Genomic DNA, 17487 nt, shown 5'->3' on the forward strand with positions numbered 1-17487 from the left:
TAATTTTTTTTAATCTTTTATAAACTTCCCGCTTGAACTTCCTTTATTTGAAGTTACTTTTATAAAATAATTTCCTGTTTTTAAATTGGAAACATCTACTTGTTTGGTTTGTTGCGCATTCGGAATTACCACTATTTGTTGCCCTAATGTATTGAAAATACTGATTGAGGATAATTCTATTTGTTTCTTGACATCAATATTCAATAGTTGTTTTGCAGGATTTGGATATAGGTTAAAGAATGTTGAAAACTCAAAATCATTTGTTCCTAAACTTTGCAACACTGAAGTTGTAGCCGTATTGGTAATAATAGGGAAATTATAATCAAAATAAATGCTAGCCGTATTACTAAATGAATCTCCAAGAACTAAACTCGGTTTTGTTTTAATTTTAAAAGCCACATAACCATCGTTAGTAGCATCTTCAAAAGGCAAATTGATTTTTTCGAAGATGAACTCTACTTTGTTCGTGTCAGAAATTTTGGTTACAAAAGGATGACTTCCTTCAGTAACAACTAATGAACTGATATCGAATTTACCGGTATCAATCAGGTCTTTTATCACCACATTCTCTGCCTCAGCGGTTCCTTTGTTTTCAAAACGAATCATGTAATGTACATATTTACCAACTGCACTTGGCGCAATGGTTGAACCTTCTAAACACGTTTTGTCATTGGGGTCATAAGAACCCACCACCAATTGACGCAAAGCAAACGAATTATCAACAGGTTGTTCGTCGCCAGTAACTGGATTAATTAAAGCAGTGAAACTCAAACGATCGTCTATGTTTAATGCTGGAATTTCCATAGGAGAGTTTACATTTAAAGTGACTTCTATTACTCTGGTTTCAAAAGGTTTTAAATTGGTATACTCCCAAGATAAATTATCTGTACTTTGGCTTGTAAAAACAGGATTAGCAGCAACTACATCTAAAACAGCATCATCGAAAGTTAGTTTTACCGAACCTGATTGCGTAATAGTTCCTTTGTTTTTGTATATAATTTTATAAGAAGCATCAAATCCTGGTCTTGCTCTTAAAATTGGTAAAATAGTAACTTCTAAATCGGGATATATCCCGTTTGGAGTAATACAAAAATCTTGGATAAAAGGACTCGTTTGTGTGGGAAAAGTTACCATTGTACTTGCAGGTGAAGCGTTAAAGTAACTTGGGTTTTCAAAAATTGGTGTTATAGTATGTGTTCCTTCTAGAACTGGAATAGAATAATTACCAATTGAATTTGAAATAAAACTTCCCGAATTTACACCATTAGTTATTGAATATTTCATTTTCGGGTAAATCCCGTCATTTGTATCACATCCATTAGAATTTATATCTAAAGTATTATTCCCTTTAATTGTATAAAAAGTACCGCCAGGCACAAAAGAACAATAACTACTTACACTACAATTAGTATATCCATAATCATTTATCATATTTTGGATATCGTAAATATTATTCTCATCAGCACAAATGTATCTAAGATTTAAATTATCCCAAAATCCTAAACTAGTTTTTTCTTTTGAACCGTTTTTCATAAATATAGAAGTTAAAAAATCATTGCCTTGACATAATACTTCTTTAAGGTTTGATAAATTAGTAAGATCTAAAGATGTATATTTATTATATCCAATTTCCATATATTCTAGATTTACTAAAGTACTCAGGTCAATTGAGGTAATTTCATTATTATAAAAATTTAATGATTTAAGTTTTACCAAAGATTTAACATCTAATGAAGTAATATTATTATTCCCACAATCCAGATATTCTAGATTAGTTAAATTACTTAAATCTAATGATGCAAGTCGATTGCTTTGACAATCGAAAATTTTAAGCTTAACTAAAGCATTTATGTCTATTGAAGTAAGTTTGTTACCTGTGACATTTAAAAATTCTAAATTAGTAAAATATGAAATTCCTTCTAATGAAGAAATCTTAAACAAATCTTCTGCATCTATTAAATTCCCTAGTCTGAGAAAACTAATTTCTAAAGCTTCATCCACTTGGATTTCTCCATCCTGATTGGTATCAATCATAGTGAAATTCCCTTGCAAATTTTTTGCAATTTCGTTACTAGAATTAGCACTCAACAACTTCGCCTTAAAATTCGCATCAGGAATGGTTAAAATCTGTGCCTTTACTGCACTTAACAAAAATAAACCCAATAGTAAAAAGTAAAATTTTCTCATAAAAATAGTTTAAAGCGTAAATGTATAAAAATTAAGAAAGTAATTTGTTGCTTTCTTATTAAAAAATCTTGACCAACACCATCAATCAAAACATAATCCTTTCATGCCAATAACGTAAAACTTTACGTCCTTGACGTAAAATTTGGGGTTGTAGTACGTAAAATTTCACGTCCTTGACGTAAAACTTTGCGTTTCTGACGTAAAACTTTACGTTCCAGACGTCAAAGTTGGCGTTCAGAGCAGTATTCATGGGAAAAGTTGTTAAATAAAAAATCGCTTGCAAATTAATTGTCATCGCTAAATGCGAACAAAAACAGATTTAAAAACTCTAAATCAGTATCAAACAGTGTTGCTACAAAACGAATCCGTTTTACTTAACTATCGGCAGACAGGTCGCTATCCAAAATTAACTAGTAGTTTTATAAAAAAACTTTAATTTAAACTTTAAAAAAACCTGATTGATGTCTAAACTCCCAAATATGCACTAGTATCTTTACTACTATTTCGCAAATGGCAAACGAATATAAAGCTATTAATTTCTCACAAGGATTCCTTAATTTTCCTGTAGATCAAAAATTAAAAGACATCGTTATCAAATGGACGCAGGAAGAAATACATCAATATTTGCCCATGGCTGGCTTATATACCATTGTTGGATAAAATTGCAAAACTTACCCAAAATTCCTATCAACAAAGAGTAACCCAACTAACCTATATCAGTAGATGTAATGACAAAAAAGTACAAGAGATGCTGTTCTCGTTTTGAATAAAAAAAAGCCTTACTAAAGTAAAGCTTTTAAATAATTCTGTAGTTGAATTACTCCTTCACAAACTTACCACTTGCACTTCCTTTATCAGAAGTTACTTTTATAAAATAATTTCCTGTTTTCAAGCTCGAAACATCTACTTGTTTGGTTTGTTGCGCATTCGGAATTACCACTATTTGTTGTCCTAATGTATTGAAAATGCTAATGGAGGAAAGCTCTATTTGTTTTTTGAAATCAATATTCAGAACTTGCTTTGCAGGATTTGGATATACCTTAAAATAACTTGAAAACTCGAAATCTTGCACTCCTAAACTTTGTAAAACAGAAGTTGTAGCGGTGTTGGTAATTATTGGAAAATTGTAATCAAAATAAATACTTGCCGTATTGCTAAATGAATCTCCCAATACCAAACTTGGTTTTGTTTTGATTTTAAAAGCTACATAACCGTCGTTAGTTGCATCCTCAAAAGGTAAATTGATTTTTTCGAAGATAAATTCTACTTTGTTCGTGTCTGAAATTTTAGTTACAAAAGGATGACTTCCTTCAGTAACTACTAATGAACTAATATCAAATTTATCGGTATCGATTAGGTCTTTTATCACAACATTCTCTGCCTCGGCAGTTCCTTTGTTTTCAAAACGAATGATGTAATGCACATATTTACCCACAGCGCTTGGCGGAATGGTTGAACCTTCTAAACACGTTTTGTCATTGGGGTCATACGAACCCACAACTAATTGTCGCAATGCGAATGAATTATCAACAGGTTGTTCGTCGTCAGTAACCGGATTAATTAAAGCAGTGAAACTCAAACGATCGTCTATGTTTACTGCTGGAATTTCCATAGGAGAGTTGACATTTAAAGTGACTTCTATTACTCTGGTTTCAAAAGGTTTTAAATCAATATAAGCCCAATTTAAATTATCAATACTTTGGCTAGTAAAAACAGGATTAGCAGCAACCAAATCTAAAACAGCATCATCGAAAGTAAGTTTTACGGAACCTGATTGTGTTTGATTGCCTTTGTTTTTATAAATGATTTTATAATATGAATCAAATCCTGGTCTTGCTCGATTTATAGGTAAAAGGGTAATCTCTAAGTCTTGATGATTCCCATTTGGAGTGATACAAAAATTTTGCGTAAACGGACTCGTTTGTGTGGGAAAAGTAACATTTATTGAGGTCGGAGATATTGAAAAATAATTGGAGTTTTCTAGAATTGGGGTTATAGAATGAGTTCCTGCTTGAACAGGAATAGAATAATTAGCTGATGAATTAGAAATAAAATTACCAGTATTAGTTCCGTCAGTAATTGAAAATTTTAAATTAGGATAGTTAATATCTGTAAACTCGCAGCCATTATTGTTGTTATTCAATTTTGAATTTCCTTGTATGGTGAAAAATTCTCCTCCTGGTACAAATGAGCAATAGGTATTGACATGACAATTGGTATAACCATATTTGGAAATTAAACTTTGAACGTTTACTAGCTGTTTCTCATCTGCACAGATGTATTGTAAATTTTCATTTTGATCAAAATAAAAATTTACATTTAACTTTGTGTTTTTAATCAACAATTTTGTTAAATTATTATTACGGCAATCCAAATATTCAAGATTTATTTTATTAGTTATATCTAATGAAGTGAGTTGATTATTTGAACAATCTAGATATTTAAGATTTACTAAAGGTCTAACATCTAATGAAGTGAGTTGATTATTTTGACATAATAAAAAGGTTAGTTTTTCTAAATTTGTTACATCTAATGAAGTGAGTTTATTTATACCACAAGATAACCATTCTAAATTAATAAAACTTGATATCCCTACTAATGATGAAATATAAATTCCTCTATATAAATCTTCAACTTGCAAATAATTTACATTTTGAGCTTCACTAACCTGAATCTCTCCATCATTGTTAGCATCAATTTTAAAAAAATTTCCAGATAAATCTTTGGCTATTTGGTTACTTGAACTAGATTCCAATAATTTCGTCTTAAAATTATTATCTGGAATATTCACAATCTGTGAATGAACACTTCCAAAAAAACAAAAACCAATAAGTAAATGGTATATCTTTTTCATTTAATTTTTTTTAGTTTTTTATAAACTTCTCACTTGCGCTTCCTTTATTAGAAGTCACTTTTATAAAATAATTTCCAGTTTTCAAGCTTGAAACATCAACTTGTTTTGTCATTTGAGCATTCGGAATTACCAATATTTGCTGTCCTAATGTATTGAAAATACTAATTGAAGAAACCGCAATGTTTTTCTTAACATCAATATTCAATAGTTGTTTTGCAGGATTTGGATACACCTTAAAATAACTCGAAAACTCAAAATCTTGCGTGCCTAAACTTTGAAGCACAGAAGTTGTAGCCGTATTGGTAATAATAGGGAAATTATAATCAAAATAAATGCTAGCCGTATTACTAAATGAATCTCCAAGAACTAAACTCGGTTTTGTTTTTATTTTAAAAGCCACATAACCGTCATTTGTAGCATCTTCAAAAGGCAAATTGATTTTTTCGAAGATGAACTCTACTTTGTTCGTGTCTGAAATTTTGGTTACAAAAGGATGACTTCCTTCCGTAACTATTAACGAACTAATATCAAATTTATCGGTATCGATTAGGTCTTTTATCACAACATTCTCTGCCTCGGCAGTTCCTTTGTTTTCAAAACGAATGATGTAATGCACATATTTACCTACTGCACTTGGTGGTATTGTAGTTCCTTCTAAACACGTTTTGTCATTGGGGTCATACGAACCCACAACTAATTGTCGCAATGCGAATGAATTATCAACAGGTTGTTCATCGCCAGTAACTGGATTAATTAAAGCAGTGAAACTCAAACGATCGTCTATGTTTACTGCTGGAATTTCCATAGGAGAGTTGACATTTAAAGTGACTTCTATTACTCTGGTTTCAAAAGGTTTTAAATCGATATAATCCCAAGATAAATTATCAATACTTTGGCTAGTAAAAACAGGATTAGCAGCAACCAAATCTAAAACAGCATCATCGAAAGTAAGTTTTACGGAACCTGATTGTGTTTGATTGCCTTTGTTTTTATAAATAATTCTATAAGAAGCGTCAAATCCTGGTCTTGCTCTTAAAATTGGTAAAATAGTAACCTCTAAATCTGGATGAACACCGTTTTTTGGTGCAATACAAAAATCTTGGGTAAAAGAAGTTGATTCTGGTGAGAAAGTAACAGTTACAAATTCAGGAGAAACACTATAATACGATGGGTTTTCTAGCACTGGAGTAATGGTGTGAGTTCCTGCTTGAACGGGAATAGAATAACTTCCTATTGTATTGGCAATTGAACTTCCAGTTATTGTACCGTCAGTAATTGAAAAATTTAAGTTAGGGAAATTACTATCTGAAACATCACACCCGTTAATGTTATTATCAAGTTTTACATTTCCATTAATAGTATAATATTCTCCACCAGGCACAAAAGAACAATACGAATTTACTTGACAATTAGTAATACCCATCTCTAGCATTATATCTTCAATAATACTAATATCAGTATCAGCAGCACATATATATTTTAAATTTGGAAAATCAATCAATAATTGTTGATAGAAAGAACCTACAAATTCCTCTAGTATCATTTTTTTTGATAATACAAAAGTTAGATTTGGATTATTTTCCATCTTAAGACTACCATAAAATTGACTATAACAAGCTGGAAATTCAATAGTTTCTAATAAATTATACGATATGTCTAATTTAAAGTCATTTCTATTAATAGACTTTGGGAAAATGACAGAAGTTAATTGATTGTGACTTACATTAAAATTTGAACCAAATTCAACCCAATTTAAAACCTGAAAATGACTATTTGTTGAAAAATCTAAAGATGAAAGCAGGTTGTTATTAAAAATAATGTTTCCCAAATTTATATTATCTGAGACATCGAGTGATGTTAACTGATTGAAACTACACTTAAAATCATTTAAATTTATTAAACCCGTAACATCTAACGATGTGAGTTTATTATTAGAACAATCTAATTCACTGAGATTTACTAAACCTGAAACATCTACTGAAGTAAGTTGATTATTTAAACAAAATAAGGCATCAAGTTTTACACAACTTAAAACATTTAATGAAGTGAGTTGATTTAATCTACAATCTAAATAGGTAAGATTTACTAATCCTGAAACATCTAGAAAAGTGATTTTATTAGACTGACATTGCAAGCGTTCCAAATTACTAAAACTTGATATTCCCTCTAATGAACTAATATTTGAATCAACAACTGATAAATCCATTACACTTTTAGCTTCACTAACCTGAATCTCTCCATCATTATTGGTATCAATTTTAATTAGATTTCCTAAAAAATCTTGTGCAATATAACTTTCAGGGCTAGCCTCCAACAACTTCGCCTTAAAATTCGCATCAGGAATAGTCACAATCTGTGCCTTTACCTTACTAAAAAACAATAACCCCAATAATAAAGAGTAAATTTTTTTCATAAAAATAATTTAAAGCGTAAATGTATAAAAACGAAATATTTAATCCTGCCTTTCTTAATAAATATGAACTTAATAATTTACTGTTATCATTGAATTTTGAAATTGCCGTTGAATTTTGCTATTTAAAAATTATAGTCATTTAAAAAATTTGTAAGTTTGTTGCGTTCGCTATTTTTTATAGATTCCATGAATGAGCAAATACCCTTATGCTAGTAAATAACGCCAACATTACCGAAAAAAAATACAGAAAACTTTCTATTCAGGTTTCCTTGACTGGATTTTCTTTTTGTTGTTTTGATACGTTGAATAATACTGTTTTATCTTTTAAAGATATTGTTTTTGATACTACGGATAAAAAGGCTACAATTGAAAATTTATTTGCGAATGCTAGAACTGAAAATTCAGAGCTAGGTGAAATCTATGATGAAATTACCGTTTTGCACGACAACAACCTTTCTACATTTGTGCCAACCGCTCTTTTTGACGATCAATTTTTAGGCAGTTATTTGCAATACAACACCAAAGTTTTTGAAACCGATTTTTTTGCTTTTGATGAAATTGCAACTTATCAAATGAATACGGTTTACATTCCTTATGTCAACATCAATAATTTTTTTGTAGATGAATTTGGTTTTTTTACCTACAAGCATAGCAATACTATTTTGGTTTCTAAACTTTTAGAAATTTCTAAAAATGTCGATGCTAAGAAAATGTTTGTTCACATGGGAACTGGTCATTTTGAAATTATTATCGTTCAGAATCAGCATCTTTTGCTTTTCAATTCATTTGATTATAAAACACCTGAAGATTTAATTTATTACTTGCTTTTTACCGCCGAACAATTGAATATGAATCCAGAGAGTTTTCCGTTAGAATTTCTTGGTACAATTGCTGAAAATGATACTTTTTATAAAATAGCCTATAAATACATTCGAAACGTATCCTTGTTTGATGTAAGCGATTTACAGAAAAAAAATTCCTTTTCTAAAGCCGACAATTTAAAACATTTTACCCTTTTTCAATCATGAGAATCATATCTGGGAAATACAAAGGAAGACGTATTTCACCGCCAAAAAACCTTCCTGTTCGCCCAACTACTGATATGAGCAAAGAAGCGTTGTTTAATGTTTTGAACAATCATTTCAATTTTGAAGGATTAAAAGTTTTAGATTTATTTTCTGGAACGGGAAACATCAGTTACGAATTTGCCTCACGAGGCAGTAGCAACATTACTAGTGTAGATGCCGATTTTGGTTGTGTAAAATTTATTAAAGAAACCGCAACGGCATTCGATTTTAATATTGCCGCCATAAAAAGTGATATTTTTAAGTTTATCGAAAAATGCAAAGCTTCCTACACTATTATTTTTGCAGATCCTCCGTATGCATTAGATCAAAAAACATTCGATAAAATAGTGTTATCTATTTTTGAACAAAATTTATTACAACAAGATGGCATGATGATTATTGAACATTCTAAATACACCAAGTTAGATCATCTCATTCATTTTTCGTTTAAGAAAAGTTACGGCGGTTCTATTTTTAGTTTTTTTGAAATGAATAGTATTATAGGAAATTAGAATTTTAAACATTAAAAAATTTATTTGTAATAAAAAATCCTCGAATAAGTTTGATTTATTTATCTATGAAAAATTTGATTAAAAAAATTATTCTCATCAACATTTTTTTTTACATTTGATAAAGAAATCAGGTTGTATGAATAAAATTCTTAACTACAAAAGACTTATATCTACATATAGCTTCCTTTTTTTTCAACAAAATATTAATGCTCAGCAGACTTTTACTGATTCTATATATTATAATATCTCAGAATCAACTTTTGCAAATGTTCAATACGATACATTAGCAAAAACCAAAATTCAAAATTATTTTAACTGCGACAATAATTATATTTATCAATATTCAAAACCTAAATTTTGGAACATTTTAAAAAATGTTCCTAGTAACATTTACAATTTTGGAGAATTTACAATTCAAAAAGAAAATATAAAATGGGGTGCTTTAGCAATAGGAAGTACTGTAGCTATAATACCTTTTGATCAACAAGTATTAGATAAAGCTGGGAAATTAGGTAATAAAATGGGTGGATGGGATAAAGACAGTCAATTCGACAAAGCCTTTAGAGTATTTAATATTATTCCTAAAAATATTCCATCAGCAGTTTATTATATAGGAAATGGAGGAACAACTTTATTATTAAGTGGTGTTTTTTATGGAATAGGAAAACTAAATAATAATGATTTAAGAGCATTAAATACCTCTCACGAATTAGTAGAATGTATATTTTCAGTTGGGGTTGCCACACAAACAATCAAGAGAATAACAGGAAGGCAAAGTCCTGTAAGAGCATTAGTTGACGGTAATGACGGAGGAGCATGGAATCCTTTTCCTAGTTTTAAAGCCTTTCAAAGTAATACACCAAACTACGATGCAATGCCATCTGGACATATTGCTACGTTTATGGCTACAATAACAATTATCTCTACTAACTATCCTGAAATAAGATGGATAAAACCTTTTGGGTACTCTTTGACAGGACTTATAGCTTTTAATATGGTCAGTAACAAGGTACATTGGACTTCGGATTATCCTTTAGGACTATTTATAGGTTATATCATGGGTAAACAAATAGCTAATCGTAGAATAACTAAAATAGCCAAGAATTCAATAGGATATAACTCTAAAGAAAATTTTTATAACGTAAATTATACTACTAGTAATTTTTTAAACACCAGACTTTTTGGAGCAAGCATAACTTTTTAAAATTTTTTAATTTGAAAAACATCAATTTTTACTTTGTTTTATTTTGTTTTACTATTGCAACAAATGCACAGAATTCAAATACATTAGATACAATAACTAACTATAAAAGTAATCCTCTAAGATTTAATTACAAACAAATATTAATTCCTAGTTCGCTTATAGGATTTGGTCTCTTTGGATTAAATAGCAATAAAATAAAAAATTTAAATATTGACAACAGGAACGAATTCATTGAAAATATTGACGAAAAAGCAAGTATCGATGATTTTCTACAATATACTCCTGCAGTTTCTGTTTATGCCTTAAATACTCTTGGTATAAGTGGAAAACACAACTTTAAAGATAGAACCGTAATTTTAGGGACTTCTTTTTTATTGGTTCTTACAAGCGTAAAAATTTTAAAGAACAATACTAAAGTTAGACGACCCGATAATAGTAACGATAAATCTTTTCCTTCTGGTCATACTGCAACTGCTTTTGCCGGAGCAGAATTTTTATATCAAGAGTTTAAAGATAAGTCTATTTGGTATGGCGTTTCTGGATATCTGGTTGCAACAACAACAGGAATTTTCAGAATGTATAACAACAAACACTGGTTAACAGATGTATTAGCAGGAGCAGGTTTCGGAATCCTTTCTACAAAAGCTGCCTGTTGGCTTTCTCCATTTTTAAACAAACATATTTTGCCATCATTATCAGGTAACACAACTGCTTTTTTAACTCCTACATATGATGGAAATCAAATTGGCGGTGCTTTTGTTTTAACTTTCTAAAATTATTATTTTAGTTATAAGAGTAAATTAATTAAAAAAGCAGACCTATAAGCCGGATTCTGTCTACAAATGAATGTAGCCTTATCATTTATCTAGGCACGCAATTACTCACGCACTCCATCTTTCTACCCTTCGACAACGAGCGAGAAGCCCTTAAATGTCGATATACTTGAAATTTCACCGCATAGAGTTTACCTGGTTTCACTACAGCATTACCTGTACCTGCTTTCTGTTGCACTTGTCCTAATCCAATTTCTTGAACTGACGGGAGTTACCCGCTATGCTTCTCTGTGGTGTCCGGACTTTCCTTCCCCAATAAATTGGCGACGATAAGGCGGTCTGCGATGCAAAAGTAGGGGTTTTAGGAGCTATTCCCGCTATACGTTGCAATCTTTTTAACTCTTGTTCTCGATACTCGCTTTTCAAGCGAACTCGAACTGACGAGTTAAAAAGGATTTTCACTGCTATCGGGGCTACAACTTTTCATAACAAATAAATATTTTCATCTTTCAATATTAAATTTTTCAATCTTTAAATTAAAAACTATATTTGCTATCCAATACAATTCTATGGAACAATTTGTAGTATCGGCGCGCAAGTATCGTCCGCAAACATTTAAAGATGTTGTGGGGCAGCAAGCTATTACCAATACATTGTTGAATGCCATAGAAACCAATCACTTGGCTTCTGCCCTATTATTTACAGGACCTCGTGGCGTTGGAAAAACAACTTGTGCCAGAATCCTCGCCAGAAAAATTAACCAACCTGGTTATGATGACCCCAACGAAGATTTTGCTTTTAATGTTTTTGAATTAGATGCCGCTTCTAACAATTCGGTAGATGACATTAGGAATTTAATTGATCAAGTTCGAATTCCACCACAAACAGGTCAATTCAAGGTTTATATAATTGATGAGGTGCACATGTTGTCTTCGGCAGCTTTTAACGCCTTTCTGAAAACATTAGAAGAACCACCAAAACACGCCATATTTATTTTGGCTACGACCGAAAAACACAAAATTATTCCAACGATACTTTCGCGTTGTCAGATATTTGATTTTAAAAGAATCACCGTAAAAGACGCTAAAGAACATCTTGCTGATGTGGCTCAAAATCAAGGAATTTCTTATGAAGACGATGCCTTGCACATTATTGCTCAGAAAGCAGATGGCGCTATGCGTGACGCTTTGTCTATTTTTGATAGAGTGGTTTCCTATTGTGGTACCAATCTTACTCGACAAGCCGTAACCGAAAACTTGAATGTTTTAGATTACGAAACCTATATCAATGTAACCGACTTAATTCTAGAAAATAAAATTCCAGATTTACTAATGGCTTATAATGAGATCCTTTCTAAAGGTTTTGACGGACATCATTTCGTATCAGGATTAGCCTCGCATTTTAGAGATTTATTGGTCAGCAAAACGCCTTCTACCTTATCTTTATTAGAAGTTGGTGAACAAGCTCAAAAATTATACGGATTACAATCGCAAAAAGCATCGCAAGATTTTCTGCTTAAAGGAATTGAAATTACTAATGATTGTGATTTAAAATACAAAGTTTCTCAAAACCAACGATTGTTGGTAGAACTTTGTTTGATGCAACTGGCCTCTATCACTTTTGATGGAGAAAAAAAAAAGTTGACGGATATATAATTCCTGCTAAACATTTCTATGGTCGAGTTTTAGAAATGGCTGTAGAATCGCCAGAAATACTCGATATTCCCATAATTGCAAGTATACAAAATACTATTGATGTAGTTGCTGAACCAAATACTGCTATTGCTTCAAATACTGTTACACCTTCGTCGGAGACAAAAGTTTCTGCTTTATCATTAGCCAGTATTCGTGCCAAAAGAGAATTATTAGAAAATACCAAATCGTTAACTAAAGAAACCATTCATTTGCCTACTGAACCGTTTTCAGAAACCGATATGTTGTTGCATTGGAATAAATATGCTCAAAAATTAGGCGATAAAGGGTTTCGAATCATGGAATCGCTATTGTTAATAAATGATCCCGTTTTAAACGGAACAGCAATAACACTTGAATTACCAAATGAAGGTTCAAAAATTGAATTTGAGTCAGAAATAAACGGATTATTAGGCCACCTGAAAGGCCATTTACACAATCATGATATCAGTATAACAGTAATTGTGAATGAAAGTGTCGAAAATAAATTTGCTTTTACCGCTCAAGATAAATACAACCGACTCAAGGAAATTAATCCGAACTTAGAATTATTAAGAAAGACTTTTGATTTAGATATTTAATCAACATCTTTATCTTCAAATAGACGTTCTATTCTCTTGTCGGGTAGTAACCACATTAAGGCAACTATAATGTATATAGCTCCAGCCATCCGTAGATTATAAAAAGACACAAAAATTCCTAAAACATATAAAATTAGAGAGGCATATCCTTTAAAATCTTTTCCAATTGCTTTTTTAAGTATTGAATTTTTACCTTGTATTTTTATAATAACCTTTTGCAAAATCCAATAAGCAAATCCTGCCATTAATAATACAAATCCATATAGTGCCATTGGCATAGATGCAAAATGATTTTCGCCTACCCAACGAGTAGTTGTAGGAACTAGTGATAGCCAAAATAATAAATGTAAATTAGCCCAAAGTACCGTTCCGTTAACTTTATTTACACTGTGAAATAAATGATGATGGTTGCTCCAATAAATTCCAATATAGATAAAACTTAATAAATAACTAATCAAAATAGGCAACACTTTTTGAAGAGCATTTAAATCAGAATCATTTGGAACTTTAATTTCAAGAACCATGATTGTCAATATAATAGCTAGTACGCCATCACTAAAAGCTTCAAGTCTATTTTTATTCATATTATCTATATTTTACCAGCGTACATCGCTTTGATAATTCCATCTGATAATCCTATTTTTGGCACAAACATTTGTTTAGCCCCACTCCATTTCATGGCGTTGAGATAAATTTTTGTAGCGAGAACAATTACATCAGCTCTATCAGTATTTAAGCCTAATTCATAAACGCGTTGTTCATAGGTTAGGGAATTTAAAAATAAATAGCGTTTGCTAACATAGGAATAGGAAAGCGGTTTGTCTTGCTGTTTTCCAGACATTTTAAATAATTTATTAATATTTCCGCCAGAGCCAATTAAAGTTACATTTTCAAATTCATTGGTATAGGTTTTAATCCATTTTTCTATTTCTTGCCAAACTAAATCATTTACCATTTGATTTAAAAGCCGAACGGTTCCAATTTTAAAAGATTTGGATGCTATCATCTGACTATCAGAAAATAATGAAAATTCGGTACTTCCTCCGCCTACATCAACATAGAGATACGTTTTTTCTGTTTTTAAGAGATAGTGTAAATCGGTTGAAGCTATAATAGCGGCTTCTGTTTTACCATCAATAATTTGAATGTCTATTCCAGCTTTTTCCTTAATTATAGCTATAACTTCATTTCCATTAGTAGCTTCACGCATGGCCGAAGTAGCTAAAGCCACGTATCGTTCTACTTTATGCACTTTCATTAATAGTTTATAGGCTGACATAGCATCTACCATTCTATCAATATTGTCTTCTGATATATCACCAATTGTAAACGCATCTTGTCCTAATCGGATAGGAAGTCTTACGAGTGCACTTTTGCTAAAACGAGTTTCTTTTCCTTTTTCTTCAACTATATTAGCTACTAATAATCGCATGGCGTTTGAGCCTATATCTATAGCAGCGTATTTTTTTATTGTAATCATTTAGGGATTATTGATTATTTTTTAACTCAGCTAATTTAATAGCATCTGATAAATTTTGTGTTCTGTTTTTATAATAATTGTAGGTTTCTAGTTGTGCTCTAAATATAGGATTCTGACCACGAACTCTATATTTATTATCTAATTTTTCAGAATGATAACGTGCTTTTACATTTCCTTTCCAACCAATATCAAAAGTGTCTATTAACTCTTTTTTAATACTTTCATCATATATAGGACAAGTCACCTCTACGCGACCATCAAGATTTCTAGTCATAAAATCGGCTGATGAAATAAATACGTCAGGATTGCCATTATTTGCAAAAATATAAACTCTAGAATGCTCCAAATAATTATCAACAATACTAATAGCTTCAATGTTTTCGCTCATCCCTTTTACACCTGGTATTAAGGAACAAATTCCTCTTATTTGTAATTGAATTTTAACTCCAACTCTACTGGCTTCATAAAGCTTATCAATCATTGCTATATCCGATAGACTATTCATTTTTAGTTTTATATAAGCCTCATTACCTACCTTAAAATTATTAATTTCACGATCAATGAGTTTGTAAAACCGACCTCTTGTATAATGAGGAGAAACTATCAAATGCTTGTACCGATGCATTCTAAAATTAACGTCAAAGAAATCGAAAATTTTATCAATATCTTTTAAAATTTGCTGATGACAGGTAAAAAGGGTGACATCAGTATATACCTTAGCAGTTGATTCATTGAAATTTCCTGTAGAAACAAGTCCGTACCGTTTTAGTTTTCCAAATTCTATGCGTTCGATTACACAAATTTTACTATGAACCTTTAGTCCTTTTATTCCAAAAATAAGATTGATGCCTTCCGTTTGCATTTGTTCGGCATAATATATATTACTGGCTTCATCAAATCGGGCTTGCAACTCAATTTGTACGGTAACTTTTTTTCCGTTTTTAGCTGCGTTTATGAGTGAGCTAATGATTTGAGAATTTTTTGCTAAACGGTATAGGGTAATTTTAATAGTTGTTACTTTTGGATCTAAAGCTGCTTCTCTTAAAAATTTAATTAGATAGGAGAACGATTGATATGGAGCATTTATTAAATAATCTTTTTGACTAATTTTTTCTAAAATACTGCCTTCTAATCCTAAATCACAAACGGGTAATGGTTCATTGGTTTTGTATAACAAATCAAATCGTCCTAAATTCGGAAAATCCATATAATCTCTTCTGTTGTGGTATCTTCCGCCAGGAATTACACTATCTGTTGAATCTATATGCATTTTTGAAAGAAAAAAACTAAGAGTGTCTTTTCCAATTTTTTGATCATAAATAAATCGAACTGGCTCACCTATTCGTCGATCTTTTACACTAGTTGCTATTTTTTCGAGCATACTTTTACTCAAATCACTATCGATCTCTAATTGGGCGTCTCGAGTGATTTTTATCATATGAGCAGAAACGCTTTTATAATCAAAAATATTAAAGATATTACTTAAATTATGACGAATTACATCGTCTAAAAGAATGATATATGTTTTATCGTCTTTAGATGGTAAAACCAAAAATCGATTTATAGTTTTAGGAATCTCGATAACAGCATATCTAATTTCCGTTTTTTTATTACCAATATTCAAAAAAGATTTTGAAGATTTTGGAGCATTCATTACTAATTTAACAGCAAGATAACCTACAGTATCCTTTAGTATTGGAAATTCATCTAAATCATTTAAGATAATTGTAACTAGTGCTGGGCTTACTTTTTGAATAAAAAAATCTTTAATAAAAGCCTCTTGATCTTCTGAAATTTCATCCTCATTAATCATAAAGATATTTTCATCCTGAAGTTTTTTATCAATAGCACTTAATATTTTAAGGCTTTCTGATTGTTGCTTTATAACAATAGCAGTAATATCTTTTAGTAATTGTTTGGCACTAATTCCTCCTAATACCTTTTCTCCAGTATCACCCGATAAACTTAGTCTTCTAATTGCGGCAAAACGAACTCTAAAAAATTCATCTAAATTATTGGAAAAAATTCCTAAAAATCGAAGTCTATCTAATAAAGGGACTGATTCGTCTCCCGCTTCTTGTAAAACTCTAGCATTAAATGCAAGCCAACTTTTCTCTCTATCAATGTATTTATTATTGTTATTAATCATTTTTTACTTTAAATCTTTTGGAAATATTATTTTCATGGTCTTACCTTTTTCTATAGATTGCCAAGCTTCTGAGTTAAATTGCAAAAAAACAAACCCTGATGTTGTGACGTTTTCTATAAAAACATCTCCAAATTTATTAACAAAATTTGTAATAGCCTCATTGTGCCCAAAAAGAATAACATTATCATAACTATTATTAAGGGATTTTATAATTCTCTCCAATTTAGTTTCGTCAAAAGTATATAATTCCTCTTTAAATAAAATATTCTCGATAGGATACAATATGTTTTGAGCAAAGACAATTGCAGTTTCAGAGGCTCGTTTTGCTATGCTACTAATTATTAAATAAGTCTTAGGCAAAAAAAGTTTGCAATTTATTGCAACTAAATGAGCATCCTTAATTCCTCTAATATCTAAAGGCCTGTCAATATCTTTTATTGGAGAATCCCAACTTGATTTAGCATGTCGTATTAGTATTAGATTTTTCATATAAAAAAGAATTTAGTTTTGTTAACTGAATTTATTTACGAAATTAATGGTTACAATTTACAAAATAAAAACCGTTTAATACTTTGA

At 30.7% G+C, this 17487-nt stretch carries 14 protein-coding genes and 1 other RNA gene; 7 read left to right on the forward strand and 8 right to left on the reverse strand.

Annotated features, from left to right (window positions below):
• Positions 1–9: 9 nt before the first annotated feature.
• A complete protein-coding gene (locus F6464_RS03030; RefSeq protein ID WP_151106264.1) occupies positions 10–2187 on the reverse strand; it encodes a T9SS type A sorting domain-containing protein in 2178 nt (725 codons plus the stop codon).
• A gap of 510 nt (positions 2188–2697) precedes the next feature.
• On the opposite strand from F6464_RS03030, the gene F6464_RS14460 reads away from it, so the two are divergent.
• Complete coding sequence (locus F6464_RS14460) at positions 2698–2847, forward strand: hypothetical protein (RefSeq protein WP_191963314.1); 150 nt, start codon at positions 2698–2700, stop codon at positions 2845–2847.
• Positions 2848–3004: 157 nt separating this feature from the next.
• Here F6464_RS14460 and F6464_RS03035 read toward each other — a convergent pair whose 3' ends face one another.
• Together F6464_RS03035 and F6464_RS03040 are read right to left on the reverse strand one after the other, a co-directional pair.
• The gene (locus F6464_RS03035; RefSeq protein ID WP_151106265.1) at positions 3005–5041 is read right to left on the reverse strand and encodes a T9SS type A sorting domain-containing protein; all 2037 of its coding nucleotides are present in this window, start codon (positions 5039–5041) and stop codon (positions 3005–3007) included.
• 10 nt (positions 5042–5051) lie between these two features.
• On the reverse strand, positions 5052–7454 hold the full coding sequence (locus F6464_RS03040) for a DUF7619 domain-containing protein (RefSeq protein WP_151106266.1): 2403 nt from the start codon (positions 7452–7454) through the stop codon (positions 5052–5054).
• A 206-nt stretch (positions 7455–7660) separates the two neighbouring features.
• On the opposite strand from F6464_RS03040, the gene F6464_RS03045 reads away from it, so the two are divergent.
• The 4 genes from F6464_RS03045 to F6464_RS03060 all read left to right on the forward strand — a co-directional run bounded on the left by F6464_RS03045 (position 7661) and on the right by F6464_RS03060 (position 11010).
• Complete coding sequence (locus tag F6464_RS03045) at positions 7661–8482, forward strand: DUF3822 family protein (RefSeq protein WP_151106267.1); 822 nt, start codon at positions 7661–7663, stop codon at positions 8480–8482.
• The gene (locus F6464_RS03050; protein WP_151106268.1) at positions 8479–9033 is read left to right on the forward strand and encodes an RsmD family RNA methyltransferase; all 555 of its coding nucleotides are present in this window, start codon (positions 8479–8481) and stop codon (positions 9031–9033) included. Before F6464_RS03045 ends, F6464_RS03050 begins: the two co-directional genes overlap by 4 nt.
• Positions 9034–9169: 136 nt before the next feature.
• Positions 9170–10237: a phosphatase PAP2 family protein gene (locus tag F6464_RS03055; protein WP_151106269.1), complete on the forward strand. Its 1068-nt coding sequence runs from the start codon at positions 9170–9172 to the stop codon at positions 10235–10237.
• An 11-nt stretch (positions 10238–10248) separates the two neighbouring features.
• Positions 10249–11010 carry a phosphatase PAP2 family protein gene (locus F6464_RS03060; protein WP_225318020.1) on the forward strand — a complete coding sequence of 254 codons (762 nt, stop codon included), beginning with the start codon at positions 10249–10251 and terminating at the stop codon, positions 11008–11010.
• Between the two features lie 32 nt (positions 11011–11042).
• Here F6464_RS03060 and rnpB read toward each other — a convergent pair.
• Positions 11043–11356, reverse strand: an RNA gene (gene rnpB / locus F6464_RS03065) — RNase P RNA component class A.
• Positions 11357–11579: 223 nt separating this feature from the next.
• Here rnpB and dnaX point away from each other — a divergent pair.
• Positions 11580–12665, forward strand: a complete 1086-nt coding sequence (dnaX, locus tag F6464_RS03070) for a DNA polymerase III subunit gamma/tau (RefSeq protein WP_151106270.1) — start codon at positions 11580–11582, stop codon at positions 12663–12665.
• A 35-nt stretch (positions 12666–12700) separates the two neighbouring features.
• Complete coding sequence (locus F6464_RS14615) at positions 12701–13282, forward strand: DNA polymerase III subunit gamma/tau (RefSeq protein WP_225318021.1); 582 nt, start codon at positions 12701–12703, stop codon at positions 13280–13282.
• Here F6464_RS14615 and F6464_RS03080 read toward each other — a convergent pair.
• The 4 genes from F6464_RS03080 to F6464_RS03095 are packed head-to-tail and all read right to left on the reverse strand — an operon-like array spanning position 13279 to position 17400.
• The gene (locus F6464_RS03080) at positions 13279–13866 is read right to left on the reverse strand and encodes a TMEM175 family protein (protein ID WP_151106271.1); all 588 of its coding nucleotides are present in this window, start codon (positions 13864–13866) and stop codon (positions 13279–13281) included. The genes F6464_RS14615 and F6464_RS03080 overlap by 4 nt on opposite strands.
• A 5-nt stretch (positions 13867–13871) precedes the next feature.
• On the reverse strand, positions 13872–14762 hold the full coding sequence (locus F6464_RS03085; RefSeq protein WP_151106272.1) for a Ppx/GppA phosphatase family protein: 891 nt from the start codon (positions 14760–14762) through the stop codon (positions 13872–13874).
• A gap of 7 nt (positions 14763–14769) precedes the next feature.
• Positions 14770–16911 carry a polyphosphate kinase 1 gene (gene ppk1 / locus F6464_RS03090; RefSeq protein WP_151106273.1) on the reverse strand — a complete coding sequence of 714 codons (2142 nt, stop codon included), beginning with the start codon at positions 16909–16911 and terminating at the stop codon, positions 14770–14772.
• Positions 16912–16914: 3 nt separating this feature from the next.
• On the reverse strand, positions 16915–17400 hold the full coding sequence (locus F6464_RS03095; RefSeq protein ID WP_151106274.1) for a SixA phosphatase family protein: 486 nt from the start codon (positions 17398–17400) through the stop codon (positions 16915–16917).
• Between the last annotated feature and the right edge of the window lie 87 nt (positions 17401–17487).

The sequence above is a fragment of the Flavobacterium luteum genome, from assembly GCF_008806775.1.
GTDB classification, from domain to species: Bacteria; Bacteroidota; Bacteroidia; order Flavobacteriales; family Flavobacteriaceae; genus Flavobacterium; species Flavobacterium luteum.

What these genes read in the sequence shown, in the direction of transcription:
- F6464_RS03050 (WP_151106268.1), top strand. Translation starts at nt 8,479, where the DNA reads ATGAGAATCATATCTGGGAAATACAAAGGAAGACGTATTTCACCGCCA.
- F6464_RS03080 (WP_151106271.1), bottom strand. Translation starts at nt 13,866, where the DNA reads ATGAATAAAAATAGACTTGAAGCTTTTAGTGATGGCGTACTAGCTATT.
- F6464_RS03085 (WP_151106272.1), bottom strand. Translation starts at nt 14,762, where the DNA reads ATGATTACAATAAAAAAATACGCTGCTATAGATATAGGCTCAAACGCC.
- F6464_RS03035 (WP_151106265.1), bottom strand. Translation starts at nt 5,041, where the DNA reads ATGAAAAAGATATACCATTTACTTATTGGTTTTTGTTTTTTTGGAAGT.
- dnaX (WP_151106270.1), top strand. Translation starts at nt 11,580, where the DNA reads ATGGAACAATTTGTAGTATCGGCGCGCAAGTATCGTCCGCAAACATTT.
- F6464_RS03040 (WP_151106266.1), bottom strand. Translation starts at nt 7,454, where the DNA reads ATGAAAAAAATTTACTCTTTATTATTGGGGTTATTGTTTTTTAGTAAG.
- F6464_RS03030 (WP_151106264.1), bottom strand. Translation starts at nt 2,187, where the DNA reads ATGAGAAAATTTTACTTTTTACTATTGGGTTTATTTTTGTTAAGTGCA.
- F6464_RS14615 (WP_225318021.1), top strand. Translation starts at nt 12,701, where the DNA reads ATGGCTGTAGAATCGCCAGAAATACTCGATATTCCCATAATTGCAAGT.
- F6464_RS03095 (WP_151106274.1), bottom strand. Translation starts at nt 17,400, where the DNA reads ATGAAAAATCTAATACTAATACGACATGCTAAATCAAGTTGGGATTCT.
- ppk1 (WP_151106273.1), bottom strand. Translation starts at nt 16,911, where the DNA reads ATGATTAATAACAATAATAAATACATTGATAGAGAGAAAAGTTGGCTT.
- F6464_RS03045 (WP_151106267.1), top strand. Translation starts at nt 7,661, where the DNA reads ATGCTAGTAAATAACGCCAACATTACCGAAAAAAAATACAGAAAACTT.
- F6464_RS14460 (WP_191963314.1), top strand. Translation starts at nt 2,698, where the DNA reads ATGGCAAACGAATATAAAGCTATTAATTTCTCACAAGGATTCCTTAAT.
- F6464_RS03055 (WP_151106269.1), top strand. Translation starts at nt 9,170, where the DNA reads ATGAATAAAATTCTTAACTACAAAAGACTTATATCTACATATAGCTTC.